Here is a 15780-nt window from a genome sequence, read left to right as displayed (position 1 = left end):
GATGAATGCCAAAGTTTTCAAGACCGCGTTCGCGGGTGGGCTCGGGAAGAAACTCGCCGCGCTCACCTTGGTTGGGCTGCTCGCGGCGGGTGCGAGCTACGCGCTCGCACTGTTCCGTGGCGATTTCACCCAGACCGCAACGGTTCTCGTTGACGCGCCGCGCTCCGGTCTCGTGTTAGACCCGGACGCGAAGGTGAAGGTGCGCGGGGTTGAAATCGGCCGCGTTTCGTCGATCGACGTTGACGGCGACCGCGCGCAATTACGGCTCGACGTCGACCCCGACCTGCTCGCGATGGTTCCCGCCAACGCTGGCGTCGACATTCGCTCGACCACGGTCTTCGGCGCGAAGTACGTGAATTTCGTTGTGCCAGACCAGGCGTCGACCCAGGCGCTCAAGCCAGGGACGACCGTGCGGTCCTCGGCGGTCACCGTCGAGTTCAATACCCTCTTCCAACATCTGTCCGACGTGCTCGCCCAGGTCGAGCCCGAAAAACTCAACGCGACGATGACCGCGCTCGGCACCGCGCTCGGCGGACGTGGCGACAAAATGGGCGACCTGCTGTCCCGCACCGACCGCTACCTGCACGAAATCAACCCAACGCTGCCGACGCTCCAGGCCGACCTCGACAAGACCGCGACGGTGACCAACACCTACGCCGACGTTTCCGGTTCGCTCCTACGCACCGCCGACAACGCGACGGTGACAGCCAAGTCCATCAGCGAACTCTCCGCGCAACTCGACGAGGTGTTGGTGAACGTCAGTGGCCTGGCCGATACAACGTCAACGGTGTTGCACGAGAACGAAGCTCAGATCACCACCGCCCTGGACTTGCTTCGCCCAACGACCAAACTGCTGTGGGACTACGCGCCCGCGCTCAGCTGCATCATCAACGGCATCGCCCCGCTGATGCCGACCGCCGAAGCGATGTTCGGCGGCATCCTGCCCGGCATTGGCATGAACACCAACTTCATGTTCGGCGCATCGCCCTACCAGTACCCGAACGACCTGCCGAAGGTGAACGCGACTGGCGGCCCGCGCTGTGAGGGTGTTGTCGACCGCGTGCCCGGCAGCCACGCCAACTACCTCGTCACCGATACCAACCAGGGCGCGCCGTACGCGCCGCGCACCGGATCACCGCAGCTCAACGGGGTGCCGAACGTGTTCCAAATGCTCTTCGCTGGCCTGCCGGGGGTGACGGCGAAGTGAAAAACACCGCGACGACCATCAAGCTCGCGATCTTCACCATCGTGATGACGCTCGTTTTCGCCGGCCTCGCCATTGTGCTGAGCCAGGCGCGATTCTCGGCGGAAAACGGCTACCACGCGGTGTTCACCAGCTCGTCGGGCATGCTGCCTGGCGCGAAGGTGCGCATCGCTGGCGTGCCGGTCGGGACGGTGAACTCGGTGCGCGTCGGCGACGACCGGCTCGCGCACGTGCAGTTCGACGTCGACCACAAGTATCAGCTTCTTGCCAGCACACACGCGGCGATCAAGTACGAAAACCTCGTCGGCGATCGGTACCTCGAACTCACCCAGGGTGCCGGGTCGCCTCGCGTACTTGCCGACGGTGCGACGATCGGACGCGAACAGACAACGCCCGCACTGGATTTGGACCTGTTGCTTGGCGGCTTCAAGCCGTTGCTGCGTGGACTCGACCCGGGCCAAGTCAATGACCTCACCGCAGCGCTGTTGCAGATCTTCCAAGGCCAAGGCGGCACGCTCGTCTCATTGCTCAACAGTGGCGGCAGCTTCGCCAAGACGCTCGGCGACCGCGACGCGCTGATCGGCAGCGTGATCGACAACCTCAACACCGTGCTCGGCACCATCGACCAGCGCGACGCCCAGTTCCGTACCACCATCGACGAGCTACAACGCACCGTGAGTGGGCTTGCCGCACAACGGGATCCGATCGGAGCCGCGCTGCCACGTATCGCGGGCGCGACCAAGGAACTCAACGATCTGCTCGTCACAGCGCGACCCGACCTGCGCGAGACGATCAACCAAACTGGCAGGCTCGCAACGAATCTCGACAACGGGTCCGACGAACTGCAATGGGTACTCGATCGGCTGCCCGACACCTACAAGAAGCTCATTCGCATCGGCGCATACGGCTCGTTCCTGCAGCTGTATGTATGCGGGACCAACTTCCTCATCGACGGACCGAACGGTCAGCCGATGGAAGTAAAGATGCCGGGCCTGCAAGCGACCGGAAGGTGCACGCCGAATGAGTGAGCGCAAGGTGACCATTGGCGTGGTCGGCATCGTGCTAGCGATCACGATTTCGCTTGCGACGCTGCAGTATTCGAAGCTGCCGTTTGTTCGATCGGGTGCGATCTTCACCGCGTACTTCCTCGACGCGGGCGGGCTTGTCCCCGGCGATGCGGTGCAGGTTGCTGGCGTGCGGTCGGGCGAGGTTGAGAAGGTTTCGTTGTCCGGCGCGAAGGTGCTCGTTCGGTTCCGGCTCGATGAGTCAATTCCGTTGGGCACCAAGTCAACCGCGGCGATCAAGACCAACACCGTGCTCGGGCGCAAATCGCTTGAGGTGGTGCCCGCGGGCACCGGCACTCTACGCGCTGCCGACACGATTCCGCTGGAACGCACCACGTCGCCGTATTCGCTCAATGAAGCGCTCGGCGACCTCGGCGCGACCGTGCGTGACCTCGACATGAACCAGGTTGATCAGACCCTCGACACGCTGTCGGCTGCCTTCAAGGACACCCCCGGCCCACTGCGGACCGCACTCGACGGGGTGACCGCGCTTTCGCGCAGCATCAACACGCGCGACCAGGCCCTTACGCAGTTGCTCGCTCGCGCGCAGACGGTGACGAAGACCCTAGCCGACCGCAGTACGCAGCTGAACATGCTGCTGCTCGACGGCAATAACCTGCTCGGCGAACTCGACAATCGCCGCGCCGCGATCAACCAGATGATCGTTTACGTTGACGCGGTCGCCAAGCAGTTGTCGGGACTCGTCGCTGATAACGAGTCGCAGATGAAACCCGTGCTCACCAAGCTCAACTCGGTGCTCGGGCTCCTGCAACGCAATAAGCAGAACATCTCGGACGCGCTCGACGGACTCGGCCCGTACGCGGCCGCGCTTGGCGAACAGGTCGGCAACGGGCCGTGGTTCAACGCCTACGTGGTGAACGCGACGAGCACCGAGCTGCGCCCGCTCGTCGACGCGCTCGTCTGGCCCGAACATTTGCCGCAGGACGTGATCGACATTTTCACCCATCCACGGCCGCCGGGCATCGACCCAGCAAAGACGGAGCCGCCGCGATGAAGTTCCCACGCTGGAGTTACGCGGTAGCTGCCGTCGTTGTATTAGCGCTGGTCGGCGGCATCGCGTATGTCGTCACCGGGCTGCGCACCTCGACGGTGACCGCGTCATTCACCTCGACAACCGGGCTCTACGTCGGCGACGAGGTGCGCGTTCTCGGCGTGACCATCGGGCGCATCGACGCGATCGAGCCGGGGGAGGGGCGGGTCGCGGTGCGGATGAGCATCGACAAATCCGTCGAGCTGCCCGCCGACGCGCGCGCGGTGCTGATCGCGCCTTCCCTGGTTTCGGCGCGGTTCATCCAGTTGGCACCGGCCTACACGGGCGGACCGAAACTTGTTGATGGAGCGAAGATTCCGATCGAACGCACTGCCGTTCCGGTCGAGTGGGACGACATCAAGGCTGAGTTGTCGAGTCTGGCAACCACTTTGGGCCCAGTGGGCGATGACAAGCAGGGTTCGTTCGGCAGGTTTGTCGATACCGCGGCCGCGAATATGGACGGCAACGGCGACGCGTTCCGCACGACGCTGCGTGAGTTGTCGGCAACGATGACCACGCTGTCCGACGGCAGGACCGACCTGTTCGCGACCGTTCGCAACCTGCAAAAATTCGTTGACGTGCTGTCGGCGAGCAACGAACAGATCGTGCAGTTCAGCGGCCGACTCGCCTCGGTTTCGTCGGTGCTTGCCGGCGCGTCGAGCGAGTTGGGTGCGGGTCTCGACGACCTCGACGCCGCGCTCGCCGACGTGAAGCGTTTCCTCGACAACAGCGGCCCACAGCTCACCGAAGGCGTCCAGCGGCTGGGCGCGGTCACACAACAGTTGGTTGATAAGCGGCCCGAGTTTGAACGCGTGCTGCATGCCGCGCCGACCGCGCTGGTGAACTTCTATCAGATCTACAAGCCTGCCCAGGGCACGCTGTCAGGGGCGATCGCGCTGAACAATCCAGCCAACCCGTTGGCGTTCCTGTGCGGGTCGATTCGCGCGCTTGAGCACAACGATTCGAACCGGTCAGCGGACCTGTGCGCGCAGTACCTCGCACCCGTAATTAGCTCGCTCGCAATGAATTACGTGCCAATCATGGCGAACCCGGCGTCGAGTGTGACGGCGTTCCCCAATCAGCTCGTTTACAGCCAGCCGGGGCTCGCATCCGAGGTTGGCGTGCCCAACGGGCTTGCCGGGCTCGCGGTTCCAGGAGGCGCGTGATGAGACGTCAATTAGCTTGGTGCGCTTTAACTGTCGCGGTTGGGCTTGGGATTTCCGGCTGTCAGTGGGACGGCCTCAACTCCGTTGACATGCCGGGCTCGCAGGGCACGGCACCGGGGTCGTATCAGGTTCAGGTGCAGATGCCGAATGTGACTACGTTGACCCGCAATTCCCCTGTTCGCGTCGAAGATGTCAACGTAGGCAACGTGATTGGCATCGAAGTCGAAGGCTGGCACGCGCTCGTCACGGTGTCGCTGAATCCCGATGTGCGGTTGCCTGCGAACGCGGTCGCCAAGATCGGTCAGACATCGCTGCTCGGTAGTAATCACCTCGAATTGGCCGCGCCGACAACCGAACCCGCAGCCGGTCAGCTCAAGGGCGGCGATATTATTCCGCTTGAGCGTGCGGGTGCCTATCCCACGACTGAGCAGGTGCTCTCGTCACTTTCGGTGGTGCTCAACGGCGGCGGCATCGCGCAGTTGGAGACGATCACCACCGAGCTCAACGCGATGGTGCGCGGTCGAACGGGCGAGATCGCCGACCTGATTCCCCAACTCAACGAGCTCACGACCAACCTCGACCGACAGACCGGCAGCATTATCGCCGCGATGAACGGCCTAGACCGACTCGCTGGCAACCTCGCAGGGCAAAAAGACGTGCTCGCTCGCGCGCTTGAGCAGATTCATCCGGCGCTCACCGTGATCGCGGATCGCACCGAAACGCTGTCGAATACCCTTGTCGCGCTGGGAGATTTGAGCTCGGTCAGTGAGCGGCTGATTCAAACAAGCGGCGACGACCTCAAAGCGAACCTGCGCGCGCTTTCGCCCGTGCTGCAAACCCTCGCCGATACTGGAACCAACCTCGTGACCGCGATGCGCATCCTGCCGACCTTCCCGTTCCCGATCAAAAACCTCGGCAACGCGATCAAAGGCGACTACCTGAACCTCTTCATCACCGTTGACATGACTGGCAAGCGGCTCGACAGCAACTGGCTCACCGGAACCCCGCTCGGTGGTCGCTTTGGTGGGGTCGAGGGCGTGATCGGCAGTTTCGCCCCGAACACGGCGACTGACGCGGCCAACCCGGCAACGGCACCGCTCGCCCCGCCCGCACCGGCCGCCCCCGTTCTGCCTGGCTTGCCGTCCATCCCCGGCCTCCCCGCGATTCCCGGCCTCACCGCCCCGCTCGGAGGCCAGCGATGACGCTCACCCGCTTCGTCCGCACGCAGCTCGGGATTTTCGCGGTGCTGACCGTGATTGGCCTGGTCATCATGGGTGGCGTTTACGTGCAGGTCCCCGCGATGTTCGGCATCGGTCGGTACGGCGTGACCGTGCAACTCGATGCGACGGGCGGACTTTATCCGACGGCGAACGTTTCCTATCGTGGCACCAACGTCGGCAAGGTCGACGCGGTCCGGCTTACGCCCGCGGGAGTGGAAGCCGACCTGTCGATCGACAGCGACTACCGCATTCCCGTCGACTCGACGGCATGGGTGCGCAGTGTTTCGGCGATCGGCGAGCAGTACGTCGACCTGGTCCCCGAGTCGAAGCCGGGTTCGGCGGTGCTGCGCGACGGGTCGGTGATTCCGGCGCAGCGCACGCGGTTGCCGCAGGATGTTGGGGCGCTGCTCGACCAGACCGACCGGCTGCTTTCCGGGGTCGCCGACACCAAGCTGCGGCAGGTGATCGACGAGGCGTTCCGCGCGTTCAACGGCACCGGACCCGACCTGCAACGCTTCATCGATTCGGCAGCGCTGTTGATTCAGCAGGCCGAAACCGACGTTGAGCCGACGAAGAAACTGATCGAACAGATCGGGCCGTTGCTCGACACCCAAGTCAGGTCCGACGCGGCGATCCGATCGTGGACGGCCGACCTCGCGATCGTGACTGATCAGCTGCGCCAACATGATCCAGCGTTGCGCAACCTACTGAACGATTCACCCGCCGCGATGGCGCGGGTAAATCAGCAGTTCAGCGAATTGCGTCCGACACTGCCGATCCTGACGCGCAACCTCGTGAGCATTGGCCAGGTCGGCGTGACATACAACCCGGGTATCGAGCAGTTGCTTGTTGTCTTCCCGCCGCTGATCGCCGCGCTGAAAACCGTCATTCGCGGGCCGATCGACTACGGCGTGATGGTCGACTTTATGACCGTCTTTGGCGATCCGCCCGCGTGCACCACCGGCTTCTTGCCCGCCGATCAGCAGCGTGAGCCGAGCGACCTTTCGCCGATGGACACCCCGCCCGGGCTTTACTGCAAGGTTGCCCAAGATTCGCCGATCGCCGTGCGCGGTATTCGCAACACGCCGTGTATGGAGTACCCGGGCGTCCGCGCGCCAACGCCGGAGCTGTGCCGGACCGGCTACGTGCCGACGGGTGACAATCCCCCTTATGGCCCAGTCAATCCCGTCGTTCCGGTCGCACCGGCCGCCGCACGTCCCTACGATCCGTCAACTACGAGCTATTTGGGAACAGACGGACGCACGTACCGCCAGGGTGATGTCGCCGCCGATGGTTCGGGGATTGTCCCCGCGTCATGGCAGGCGATGATGGAGGAGCAGCAAAAGTGAGTGAGACACGAAAGCCGCGTCGGCGGGCTGGGCGGCTTGCTGGGCCGCCGGTTGATGGGGAGTTGGGTGTTGCGGTGAGTGCGGCGGCCGTCACGGATGCTGCGCCTGTGGACGCACCAGTCGCGAAGGGGCGTCCGACCGCAGCGTCCGTTGACAAGCTGTCCCAGAGTGCAGGCAGCGCGGGCGCGGATGGACCGTCAAGCGGCGGCGCTGATGGGTCGCCTTCGCTCGCGAAAGTGGCTGTTGCCGAAGGCGATTCGGCCGAAAGTGTGGCCGACGACGCCGGGCGTCGCAAGAGTGTCGGTGCGCTCATCGGCCTCGCAGCCGCGTCGATCGCCGTGATCGCCCTCGTCGTCGGCGCGGTGTTCACCACGCTTGCGGCCAGGTCAGCGGCGCATTCCGACGACCTGCGCGAGCAGTACACCGCGACCGCGCGCCAGGCCGTCATCAACCTGACAACCATCCGCGCTGACTCGGCCAAGGCCGACATCGACCGGATTCTCTCGCTCGCCTCCGGTGAGTTCAAAAGTGAGTTTGACGGGCGCGTCGACCCGTTTATGAGCGTGGTGCAGCAGGCGAAGGTGTCGTCGACCGGCGAAGTTGTCGAGTCGGGGATCGAGTCAGCCGATGATCAGTCGGCGAAGGTGCTCGTCGCCGCCAAGCAGATGGTGAGCAACACCGGCTCGGCCGAACCACAAGCGCGGCAGTATCGGTTCCGGATAACCGTGAGTAATGGACCGACCGGAATGACGGTGTCGAAGGTGGAGTTCGTCGGATGAGCAAGCGCGCCATCAAGATTGTGTTCAGTGTGCTCGGGATCGTCGCGGTGCTCGCTGCCGTCGTGCTCGGCGTCGGCGGGTACCAACTGTGGGAGCACGGGCGCGTTGAGCAGGCGCGCACCGACGCGCTGTCGACCGCGAGTCGCACGGTGAGCGCGATGTTCACCTACGAGCCCGGCACCGTCGACACCGAATTGCCGAAGGTCGCCGACAACCTCAGCGACGCGTTCAAAGCCGACTACCTACAGCTCATCAAGCAGGCCATCGCGCCGGGGGCGAAGGAAAAGCAGCTCACGGTTAAGGCGACGACGCAGGCCGAAGGTGTGGTTTCCGCCGACGCCGAGCACGCCGTCGTGCTGCTGTACCTAAACCAGCTCACGACGAGCAAGGACACCCCGCAGGGCACGACGTCGGGCAGTCGCGTTCGCGTGGCGCTCGACCACGCCGACAACCGGTGGTTGGTCGCGCAGGTGACGCCGATTTAGCGGGAGCCGTCCTCGTTCGTGAACTCGTTGTCGCTGAGCAGCGCGCTGCCCGCGACGTTGCTCTGGGCGAGCGCGTCAAGGAACGCCTTCGCCCAGCGGTCAACATCGTGGATGAGGACTTGCCTACGCATCGACCGCATCCTTCGGCGTTTCGTCTCGCGGTCATCGTCGAGAGCGCCGACGATCGCGTCTTTGACGCTGTCGAGGTCGTGCGGGTTGCACAGGTACGCCTGACGCAATTCGGCAGCGGCACCGGTGAATTCGCTGAGCACCAACGCGCCGTTGAGGTCGCTGTGGCAGGCGACGTATTCCTTCGCGACCAGGTTCATGCCGTCGCGCAGGGGCGTGACAAGCATGGCGTCGGCGGCGAGGAAGAAGGCGATGAGCTCGTCGCGGGGGATCGGGCGGTGCAGGTAGTGCACGACCGGGTATCCGACGCGGGCGAATTCGCCGTTGATGCGCCCGACCTGACGTTCGATGTCGCCGCGCATCTTGATGTAGCTCTGCACGCGTTCGCGGCTTGGCGTCGCGAGCTGGACCATCACGGTTTCGGCAGGGTCGACGCGACCCTCTTCCAATAGCTCTTGCAGGGCGTTGAGGCGAATGTCGATGCCTTTGGTGTAGTCGAGGCGGTCGACGCCGAGCATGATGTTCTTCGGATTGCCAAGTTCCGCACGGATTTTCGCGGCCCGCTCGCGGACACTGCGACGGCGCGAATGCTCGTCAAGGTCGGCTGAGTCGATCGAAATCGGGAACGCGCCAACGCGCACGGTGCGGAACCCGACCTGGACAACACCCAACTTCGAGCGAACGCCGATCGTGCCGCGCGACGTTGGTTGGCCGGCAAGGCGCCGAGCCAGGTAGAGGAAGTTTTGCGCGCCGCCGGGCAGGTGGAAACCGATCAGGTCGGCACCGAGCAGGCCCTCGACGATTTCGGTGCGCCACGGCATCTGCATGAACAGCTCGACCGGCGGGAACGGGATGTGGAGGAAGAAGCCGATGGTCAGATCCGGCCGTAACATCCGCAGCATTTTCGGGACAAGTTGCAGCTGGTAGTCCTGCACCCAGACCGTCGCGCCTTCGGCGGCGACCTTCGCTGTCTCCTCAGCGAAACGTCGGTTGACCTCGACATAGGCGGCCCACCATGCCCGGTCGTACACCGGGCGCACGATCACGTCGTGGTAGAGCGGCCACAGCGTCGCGTTGGAGAAGCCCTCGTAATAGTCCTCAACTTCTTGCGCGGTGAGGCGGACGGGGTAGAGCTCAAGGCCGTCCTCGATGATCGGCTCAATGTCGACGTCAGGAACGCCAGCCCAGCCGACCCACGCGCCCTTATTGCTGCGCAGTACCGGCTCAAGCGCCGTGACTAGCCCGCCTGGGCTGCGCTTCCAGCGGGTTGTTCCGTCGGGCAGGCGCTCAAGGTCGACGGGAAGTCGGTTGGCGACGACAACGAACCCAGATCCTGATGGACGTTCGTTCTGCTCGGGGTGGTCGTCGTTGGACGGTGGCTCGATCTTGTTGTCCACTAACGCATCCTTTGCGCGTCGCAGGGTCCCGCTGTGAGGTTGTTTGACTTAGTTGGGGCCGATGCCCAGCATCGAAAGCAGCATGCGGCACTCATCAGCGTCTTCGGCGTAGGCGGCGACGACCCGTTGGGCCTGGCGAGCGGTCTCGTCGGTGAGCGGCTCAAGCTCGTCGTCGGCGATTTCAGGACTGCTCTTCGCGGCCATATCGTGGGTCCTCCCGTTTCCAATACGCTCGTATCTGCGAGTAGTCAATACTATCGGGCGCCGGTGCACGACCGGTGATCCCAAGCTGACCTGTTACGAAAGGCTCAACCATGCCACTGGCCACGGTGAACGGCATCGCACTGAATTACCAAGTCAAGGGCGACCGTACCAAGGGCACCGACGTAGCTGGTGGCGGTCCGCTGGTCGTGCTGATCATGGGGACCGGGTCGCCTGGTCGAGTGTGGGATTTGCATCAGGTGCCCGCGCTTGTCGCGGCGGGGTACCGCGTGTGCACGTTCGACAATCGGGGGATCGCGCCGTCGTTTGAGTCGGCTGCGGGGATTCGGATCGACGACCTCGTCGCCGACACCGCCGCGCTGATCGAGTTCCTTGGCGAAGGGCCCGCGTTCGTTGTTGGGACGTCGATGGGCGCGCGTGTCGCGCAAGAGCTCGCGCTGGTTCGGCCCGACCTCGTTCGCAAAGCGGTGTACATGGCCGGGCACGCGCGACTTGACCAATTCCAGAAGACGCTGTCGCTTGGCGAGCAGGACCTCGACAAGGCGGGCGTGCAGTTGCCTGCGAAGTTCGAAGCGGCGATGACGGCGGTGATGAACCTGTCGCCAGCGACGATGGCCGATGCCGGCGCTGCCCGCGATTGGCTCGACGTTTTCGAGTTCACCGTTGGGCCGACCTCCCCCGGAATTCGCGCTCAGCGGTCGATGGATCATGAGTTTGACCGGCGCGCTGCCTACCGTGGGATCAAAGTTGCCAGCCTGGCGATCGGCTTCGCCGATGATAGGATGATTCCGCCCTACCTGTCGCGGGAGGTGGCCGAGGCCATTCCCGGGGCCCAATACCAGGAGATCCCTGACGCGGGCCACTTCGGTTACTTGGAACGGCCAGAGGTGGTCAACAAGATCCTCCTCGATTTTTTCGCGGCCTGAGGTAACCGCCTACGCGTAACGTATGCCTTGCTAGGGTCGACACAACGCCCGGTGGCATCACGCACCGAGCAATCCGCATACACAGCGCCAGTAAATCCAGTGAGGTGAAATGAGCACCAACCCCTTCGACGACGAGGACGGCCGGTTCTTCGTTCTGGTCAACGACGAAGAGCAGCATTCCCTGTGGCCCGCATTCGCGGAGGTCCCGGCGGGATGGCGTGTCGTGTTTGGCGAAGACAGCCGGGCCGCGTGCGTCGAATACGTCGAAAAGAACTGGACCGACATGCGGCCGAAGAGCCTGCGCGACGCGATGGCTGCCGACGACGCGGCCCGCGCCCAGTCCTAGGCGGCCCTAGCCCGCCGCTTCTCGCGTGGCACCGATCCCCGGTGCCACGCGACGAACGCGCCCGTCATATGATGGTCGCCGATTAGACCCGCCTCCTTAGCTCAGTGGTAGAGCACTCGCCTTGTAAGCGAAAGGTCGTCAGTTCAATCCTGACAGGGGGCTCAATAGGCAGGGTTTCTCCCGTTTGCTTGCGCGAGGGGTAGAGGCCCTGCCGTTGTTGTAAGTGAACACAAAATAAGTCGAGGGTCGGCCGCATCTGTGGTGGGATCTGCGACGTGAAGGTAAGTCAGTACTCCTATTTCTCGGTGGAAAGCACCGCACTGTCTGCGGTGGAGATGAGCGCGCGGCTGGGGATGGAGCCCGACGAGGTGCTTGTCATGGGCAGTCGTTCACCTGAACACGTCATCCCCCGCGTCAATGCATGGAAGGTTGTCTGTCGCAGCGACGAAAGCGTCGACGACCAAATTCAATGTCTGGTTGACCGGTTGGCACCGATCCGTGCCGAACTCGTTTCGCTTTGCGCTGACGACGAGGTCAGCTCCGTGATGCAGGTCGTGCGGTATTTCGGTGATCCGGACGGAGTCGGGCCTGCGCCCGCTGGCACGTCTCTCGATCGAGCCCGAGAATATCCTCGACCGTTGGGCTGGCACCTACCGCTGTCGGTGCTCGAGTTCCTGGCGTCGACCAAGACGGAACTCGACGTTGACGAATACAGCTTGAATGATGATGCGAACGATGGGACCGTCCGGTCATGATGCGCTTGAACGCTGAAGCGACGCGGTGGGTTGATGATGCGTTTCCTGGATTCGTTGAGGTTGCATTTCGGCAGGCCGACGGCGCGATGGTCATCTTCACCGAGAAGCTGCCGGTTGTGGACGCACGGAGTGGGCTCACGGCCGAAAGTGCGTATCCCGTCTCGCTGACCTAACGCAAAGCGATTGTTGCGCCGTCGGACAAGAAGGAGTCGTGTACCTCCAGTTTCGCGGGGACCGTGCCGGGGGAGACGTCGTAGGCCAAAGCAACCTGGATTGCGTTTCCCGGGTTGATTTCGGTGAACCACGCTGACTCGCCGTTGATGATCAGGTCGGCACCTGAGTCGGGCGTGTATTCGCGGTTTTGGGTGTCGACCAACTTCTGGTCGTCGCTCGAATAACTCTGCGCTTCCTTGCTGGTGTTGCCGATGGTCAGATGCACGACGATGAATTCGCCCTGTGCCGTTTCCTGCAGGAAGTCATCGCCGACCACTGGCACGGGTGGGTCAACAGCGACCACTGTGAATTCGAATTTTCCGTCGCGTACCGACGCGGCAGGGGGCTGGCTTGGTTGGCCGGGGGACGCCGGGTCTGGGCCTATCTCGGCCTGAATTGACGTCGTTGGCTGGCTAAAGGTCGCGTCCGCGTCGTCGGAATCGCTCGTCGACACCAAGAACGCGACGCAACCGCCCATGCCGCACAGCACGAATACCGCGGCGACAATGCCGACGATGATCCCCGCGTTCGACTTCTTCCTCGGCGGCTGCTGCGGGTAACCGCCGGGCGGGCCGTATGAGCCGTAAGGCGGCGGGCCGCCGGGTGGGGGAGGGTAGGGCGGAGGCGTTGTCATTTAGCTAATTGTTCAGCCCGGAGGTGCGTAACAATTGCTCGAAAACGTGCCAACTCGGTCGTCAAAACTTCGACGCAAACTAGCGCTGTGACAGAATCGCGGTACAACGGCGACCGAAGGGAAATCGACATGAATGACCAGGTCTCTCCCGCCCAACAAGCCGCGCATCTGCGGGATATGCTCACCGCGCTTATCGAGGCCGCGAGGCAGAATATCGGCCACATTTCCGACCCCAAAGCCCAAGCGTTATTCGAAGTGACTGCCGAAGTGGCAGGTGGCCTGCGCAACGCCTACGACGACTACGCCAACAAAGCCCCTGCCTGGCGCTAAGCGCATTAGTGAAGAGCTTAACGAGCGCAGGAATTGACTACATTTATCTCGCAGGCCTTGGCAGACTGAGAAATTCGAAAGTCGGTGCCGCGTTGGCCCCGCCGCACAAGCTCACGTCGTTCGCTCATGTCGACGGGACAACGATCACCTACCCGCCGGAATCAAATCAAGCGGGAACCTGTGCGCCATAACCTAATTCGCGCAGCGCCGCCTTGATCTTGGTTTGCGCCTCGTCAAGGGACTCGGCCGACGGGTTCGTATCCGCGCCGGTGATGTCGAAGTCGCCCAGCGAAAAAGCGGGGAACACGTGCATATGCAGGTGCGGAACCTCAAGCCCGGCGATGAGCAGCCCGGCGCGCGGTGCGTCGAACGCCGCCCGCACTGCCTGGCCGATCTTCTGCGCAACCCCGTTCAGCCGGGCGAAAACCGCAGGATCGACGTCTTGCCACTGATCAATCTCGGCACGCGGAACCACGAGAACGTGCCCTTGGGTAACGGGGGCGATGGTGAGGAAAGCGACGAATTCTTCGTCTTCCCAAACGAATCGACCGGGAAGATCGCCAGCGATGATCGCGCTAAAGACAGATGCCATGCCCCCGAGACTAGATGGCGACGTAGTGCGACAGAATGCCCTGCACCTCATAAATATCGACGCCACGGGTGAACTTCTGCTTAACGGGGTCGTGCCCGCTGCCGATCCAGATGTAGAGCTCGGCGTCGAGGTCGAAGGTGCCCGCGGTTTCGACGGCGAAGTGCGTGATCGACCGGTACGGAATGGAGTGGTAGCTGACTTTCCGCCCGGTCACGCCCTGTTTGTCGACCAGGATGAGCCGACGATTGGTGAACAGCATCGCATCGCGCACCAGGATGTAAGCCGCGTACACCTGCTCGCCCTGACCGAACAGTTTCGAGTACTCCTGCTGGGCGGCGCCCGGGTCGATACGACCCGCGTTGCCCATCATGCCGTCGAGTAGTCCCATGATCTCCCCTGTCGTGTTCCCCGGCTCCATTCTGCCGCAACGACTATCGGGCTTAGGAGAATTCGCGCACGCGTGAACGAAACCGCGAGGGGGCGGGCACGTCAGGCCCGCGCGTCTACCAGCGCCGACGCGCGACTAATCTAAGCCCCGTGCGCGTACTCGTCATCGGTTCCGGAGCCCGTGAACATGCCATCGTCCTCGCCCTCCGGCGCGACCCATCGGTGACGGCGATCGTCGCCGCGCCAGGCAACCCGGGCATCGGGCAGCACGCCGAGCTGCGTCCGGTTGAAGCCACTTCGGCCGAAGATGTTGTCGCGCTTGCTGGCGAAGTTGCCGCTGACCTGGTTGTTATCGGCCCCGAAGTGCCCCTGGTTCTTGGTGTCGCCGACGCGGTGCGCGCTGCCGGTTTCCCGGTGTTCGGTCCGTCTGCCGACGCGGCGCGCATCGAAGGTTCGAAGGCGTTCGCCAAGGACGTCATGGCGGTTGCCGGGGTGAAAACCGCGCACAGTGAGATCGTCGATACTCCCGCTGAGCTCGACGATGCCCTCGACCGCTTCGGCCCGACGTGGGTCGTCAAGGACGACGGACTCGCCGCTGGCAAGGGCGTTGTCGTGACCGCTGACCGTCGCGCCGCCCGCGATCATGCCGCTGAGCTGCTCGAACAGGGTCACCCAGTGCTGCTTGAGTCGTTCCTCGACGGTCCAGAAGTTTCGCTGTTCTGCCTGGTTGACGGTGAAACCGTCGTGCCGCTGCTGCCCGCCCAGGACCACAAGCGCGTTGGCGACGGCGACGCTGGCCCGAACACCGGCGGTATGGGCGCGTACACGCCGCTGCCGTGGTTGCCCGATGAGACGTTGACCGCGATCGTCGAAGACGTCGTTAAGCCCGTCGCCGCTGAACTCGTGAACCGGGGCAGCGCGTTCAGCGGACTGCTCTACGCGGGACTCGCGATCGGCAAGGACGGCCCTGCGGTCGTCGAATTCAATTGCCGCTTCGGCGATCCCGAGACTCAGGCCGTGCTCGCGCTGCTCGACAGCCCGTTCGCGGAACTGCTGCACGCCACCGCGACTGGCCGCCTCGCCGAGGTCGACGCCCCGCGCTGGAAGGACGGCTCGGCGATCACCGTTGTCATCGCCGCCGAAAACTACCCGGCTCGGCCGCGCACCGGCGACGTGATCACCGGTGCCGACGACACCGCCACGGCAGCGGAAACCCTTGTCCTGCATGCGGGTACGGCGACGCGGGCCGACAACGCGTTGGTTTCGGCAGGCGGCCGTGTGCTGAATGTTGTTGGCGTTGGCGAGGATTTGGCGCAGGCGCGCGAGCGGGCATACGCGCGACTGGCCCAGATCAAGCTGCCCGGCAGCCACCACCGCACCGACATTGGCGCGACCGAGGTCGTCATCCCCAGCTAATCCGGGCATGTCGTTTGGCATTTTCGTGCGAGTTCGCGGGCTGCTGGCCGGAATTCGGCCCTTTCGGTGTGAACGTGCACGGAAATGCCAGTCAATTCCGGCGCGACACGCCGAA

General features: G+C 63.8%; 19 protein-coding genes and 1 tRNA gene. 15 read left to right on the top strand and 5 right to left on the bottom strand.

Features of this window, described 5'->3' with window-relative positions:
* The first annotated feature begins 1 nt into the window (after nucleotide 1).
* The 8 genes from IEX78_RS17375 to IEX78_RS17340 are packed head-to-tail and all read left to right on the top strand — an operon-like array spanning nucleotide 2 to nucleotide 8318.
* Nucleotides 2-1207 (top strand): MCE family protein, encoded by a 1206-nt coding sequence (locus IEX78_RS17375; protein ID WP_188830025.1) that lies wholly within the window; start codon nucleotides 2-4, stop codon nucleotides 1205-1207.
* Nucleotides 1204-2232: an MCE family protein gene (locus IEX78_RS17370; RefSeq protein ID WP_188830024.1), complete on the top strand. Its 1029-nt coding sequence runs from the start codon at nucleotides 1204-1206 to the stop codon at nucleotides 2230-2232. Before IEX78_RS17375 ends, IEX78_RS17370 begins: the two co-directional genes overlap by 4 nt.
* Entirely contained in the window at nucleotides 2225-3283 is a 1059-nt protein-coding gene (locus tag IEX78_RS17365) for an MCE family protein (protein ID WP_188830023.1), read from the top strand. Before IEX78_RS17370 ends, IEX78_RS17365 begins: the two co-directional genes overlap by 8 nt.
* Nucleotides 3280-4485 (top strand): MCE family protein, encoded by a 1206-nt coding sequence (locus IEX78_RS17360; protein WP_188830022.1) that lies wholly within the window; start codon nucleotides 3280-3282, stop codon nucleotides 4483-4485. Before IEX78_RS17365 ends, IEX78_RS17360 begins: the two co-directional genes overlap by 4 nt.
* Entirely contained in the window at nucleotides 4485-5687 is a 1203-nt protein-coding gene (locus IEX78_RS17355) for an MCE family protein (RefSeq protein ID WP_188830021.1), read from the top strand. Before IEX78_RS17360 ends, IEX78_RS17355 begins: the two co-directional genes overlap by 1 nt.
* On the top strand, nucleotides 5684-7054 hold the full coding sequence (locus tag IEX78_RS17350) for an MCE family protein (protein ID WP_188830020.1): 1371 nt from the start codon (nucleotides 5684-5686) through the stop codon (nucleotides 7052-7054). The genes IEX78_RS17355 and IEX78_RS17350 overlap by 4 nt, the downstream gene beginning before the upstream one ends.
* A complete protein-coding gene (locus IEX78_RS17345; RefSeq protein WP_229684061.1) occupies nucleotides 7051-7833 on the top strand; it encodes an Rv1363c family protein in 783 nt (260 codons plus the stop codon). The genes IEX78_RS17350 and IEX78_RS17345 overlap by 4 nt, the downstream gene beginning before the upstream one ends.
* Nucleotides 7830-8318, top strand: a complete 489-nt coding sequence (locus IEX78_RS17340; RefSeq protein WP_188830019.1) for a h domain protein — start codon at nucleotides 7830-7832, stop codon at nucleotides 8316-8318. The genes IEX78_RS17345 and IEX78_RS17340 overlap by 4 nt, the downstream gene beginning before the upstream one ends.
* Here the strand turns inward: IEX78_RS17340 and IEX78_RS17335 are convergent.
* Entirely contained in the window at nucleotides 8315-9832 is a 1518-nt protein-coding gene (locus IEX78_RS17335) for an alpha,alpha-trehalose-phosphate synthase (UDP-forming) (protein WP_188830264.1), read from the bottom strand. The two genes, IEX78_RS17340 and IEX78_RS17335, sit on opposite strands and share 4 nt — an antisense overlap.
* A 60-nt stretch (nucleotides 9833-9892) precedes the next feature.
* Entirely contained in the window at nucleotides 9893-10048 is a 156-nt protein-coding gene (locus tag IEX78_RS17330) for a hypothetical protein (protein WP_188830018.1), read from the bottom strand.
* 110 nt (nucleotides 10049-10158) lie between these two features.
* On the opposite strand from IEX78_RS17330, the gene IEX78_RS17325 reads away from it, so the two are divergent.
* The 5 genes from IEX78_RS17325 to IEX78_RS17305 all read left to right on the top strand — a co-directional run bounded on the left by IEX78_RS17325 (nucleotide 10159) and on the right by IEX78_RS17305 (nucleotide 12266).
* Entirely contained in the window at nucleotides 10159-10992 is an 834-nt protein-coding gene (locus IEX78_RS17325; RefSeq protein ID WP_188830017.1) for an alpha/beta fold hydrolase, read from the top strand.
* Between the two features lie 109 nt (nucleotides 10993-11101).
* On the top strand, nucleotides 11102-11338 hold the full coding sequence (locus IEX78_RS17320) for an MbtH family protein (protein WP_043647427.1): 237 nt from the start codon (nucleotides 11102-11104) through the stop codon (nucleotides 11336-11338).
* Nucleotides 11339-11428: 90 nt separating this feature from the next.
* Nucleotides 11429-11500, top strand: a tRNA-Thr gene (locus IEX78_RS17315).
* A gap of 113 nt (nucleotides 11501-11613) precedes the next feature.
* Nucleotides 11614-12093, top strand: a complete 480-nt coding sequence (locus IEX78_RS17310) for a DUF4279 domain-containing protein (protein ID WP_188830016.1) — start codon at nucleotides 11614-11616, stop codon at nucleotides 12091-12093.
* Nucleotides 12090-12266, top strand: a complete 177-nt coding sequence (locus tag IEX78_RS17305; RefSeq protein ID WP_188830015.1) for a hypothetical protein — start codon at nucleotides 12090-12092, stop codon at nucleotides 12264-12266. The genes IEX78_RS17310 and IEX78_RS17305 overlap by 4 nt, the downstream gene beginning before the upstream one ends.
* On the opposite strand, the gene IEX78_RS17300 is transcribed toward IEX78_RS17305, so the two are convergent.
* The gene (locus IEX78_RS17300; protein WP_229684060.1) at nucleotides 12263-12940 is read right to left on the bottom strand and encodes a DUF4352 domain-containing protein; all 678 of its coding nucleotides are present in this window, start codon (nucleotides 12938-12940) and stop codon (nucleotides 12263-12265) included. The genes IEX78_RS17305 and IEX78_RS17300 overlap by 4 nt on opposite strands.
* Before the next feature lie 87 nt (nucleotides 12941-13027).
* Between IEX78_RS17300 and IEX78_RS17295 the strand changes: the two genes are divergently transcribed.
* The gene (locus IEX78_RS17295) at nucleotides 13028-13270 is read left to right on the top strand and encodes a hypothetical protein (protein ID WP_188830014.1); all 243 of its coding nucleotides are present in this window, start codon (nucleotides 13028-13030) and stop codon (nucleotides 13268-13270) included.
* A gap of 166 nt (nucleotides 13271-13436) precedes the next feature.
* Here IEX78_RS17295 and IEX78_RS17290 read toward each other — a convergent pair whose 3' ends face one another.
* Nucleotides 13437-13862 carry an HIT family protein gene (locus tag IEX78_RS17290; RefSeq protein ID WP_188830013.1) on the bottom strand — a complete coding sequence of 142 codons (426 nt, stop codon included), beginning with the start codon at nucleotides 13860-13862 and terminating at the stop codon, nucleotides 13437-13439.
* Nucleotides 13863-13872: 10 nt separating this feature from the next.
* Nucleotides 13873-14250: a PH domain-containing protein gene (locus IEX78_RS17285; protein WP_188830012.1), complete on the bottom strand. Its 378-nt coding sequence runs from the start codon at nucleotides 14248-14250 to the stop codon at nucleotides 13873-13875.
* 149 nt (nucleotides 14251-14399) lie between these two features.
* Here IEX78_RS17285 and purD point away from each other — a divergent pair, with 149 nt between their 5' ends.
* Complete coding sequence (gene purD, locus IEX78_RS17280; protein WP_188830011.1) at nucleotides 14400-15665, top strand: phosphoribosylamine--glycine ligase; 1266 nt, start codon at nucleotides 14400-14402, stop codon at nucleotides 15663-15665.
* The last annotated feature ends 115 nt before the right edge of the window (nucleotides 15666-15780 follow it).

This window comes from Nocardia camponoti, assembly GCF_014646135.1.
GTDB classification, from domain to species: Bacteria; Actinomycetota; Actinomycetes; order Mycobacteriales; family Mycobacteriaceae; genus Nocardia; species Nocardia camponoti.
This window is presented reverse-complemented; position numbering and strand designations above follow the sequence as displayed.

Bases quoted from the DNA above. Each gene is read 5' to 3' on its own strand.
- IEX78_RS17375 (WP_188830025.1), top strand. From the start codon at position 2: ATGAATGCCAAAGTTTTCAAGACCGCGTTCGCGGGTGGGCTCGGGAAG.
- IEX78_RS17365 (WP_188830023.1), top strand. From the start codon at position 2,225: ATGAGTGAGCGCAAGGTGACCATTGGCGTGGTCGGCATCGTGCTAGCG.
- IEX78_RS17360 (WP_188830022.1), top strand. From the start codon at position 3,280: ATGAAGTTCCCACGCTGGAGTTACGCGGTAGCTGCCGTCGTTGTATTA.
- IEX78_RS17355 (WP_188830021.1), top strand. From the start codon at position 4,485: ATGAGACGTCAATTAGCTTGGTGCGCTTTAACTGTCGCGGTTGGGCTT.
- IEX78_RS17350 (WP_188830020.1), top strand. From the start codon at position 5,684: ATGACGCTCACCCGCTTCGTCCGCACGCAGCTCGGGATTTTCGCGGTG.
- IEX78_RS17340 (WP_188830019.1), top strand. From the start codon at position 7,830: ATGAGCAAGCGCGCCATCAAGATTGTGTTCAGTGTGCTCGGGATCGTC.
- IEX78_RS17330 (WP_188830018.1), bottom strand. From the start codon at position 10,048: ATGGCCGCGAAGAGCAGTCCTGAAATCGCCGACGACGAGCTTGAGCCG.
- IEX78_RS17325 (WP_188830017.1), top strand. From the start codon at position 10,159: ATGCCACTGGCCACGGTGAACGGCATCGCACTGAATTACCAAGTCAAG.
- IEX78_RS17320 (WP_043647427.1), top strand. From the start codon at position 11,102: ATGAGCACCAACCCCTTCGACGACGAGGACGGCCGGTTCTTCGTTCTG.
- IEX78_RS17305 (WP_188830015.1), top strand. From the start codon at position 12,090: ATGATGCGCTTGAACGCTGAAGCGACGCGGTGGGTTGATGATGCGTTT.
- IEX78_RS17300 (WP_229684060.1), bottom strand. From the start codon at position 12,940: ATGACAACGCCTCCGCCCTACCCTCCCCCACCCGGCGGCCCGCCGCCT.
- IEX78_RS17290 (WP_188830013.1), bottom strand. From the start codon at position 13,862: ATGGCATCTGTCTTTAGCGCGATCATCGCTGGCGATCTTCCCGGTCGA.
- IEX78_RS17285 (WP_188830012.1), bottom strand. From the start codon at position 14,250: ATGGGACTACTCGACGGCATGATGGGCAACGCGGGTCGTATCGACCCG.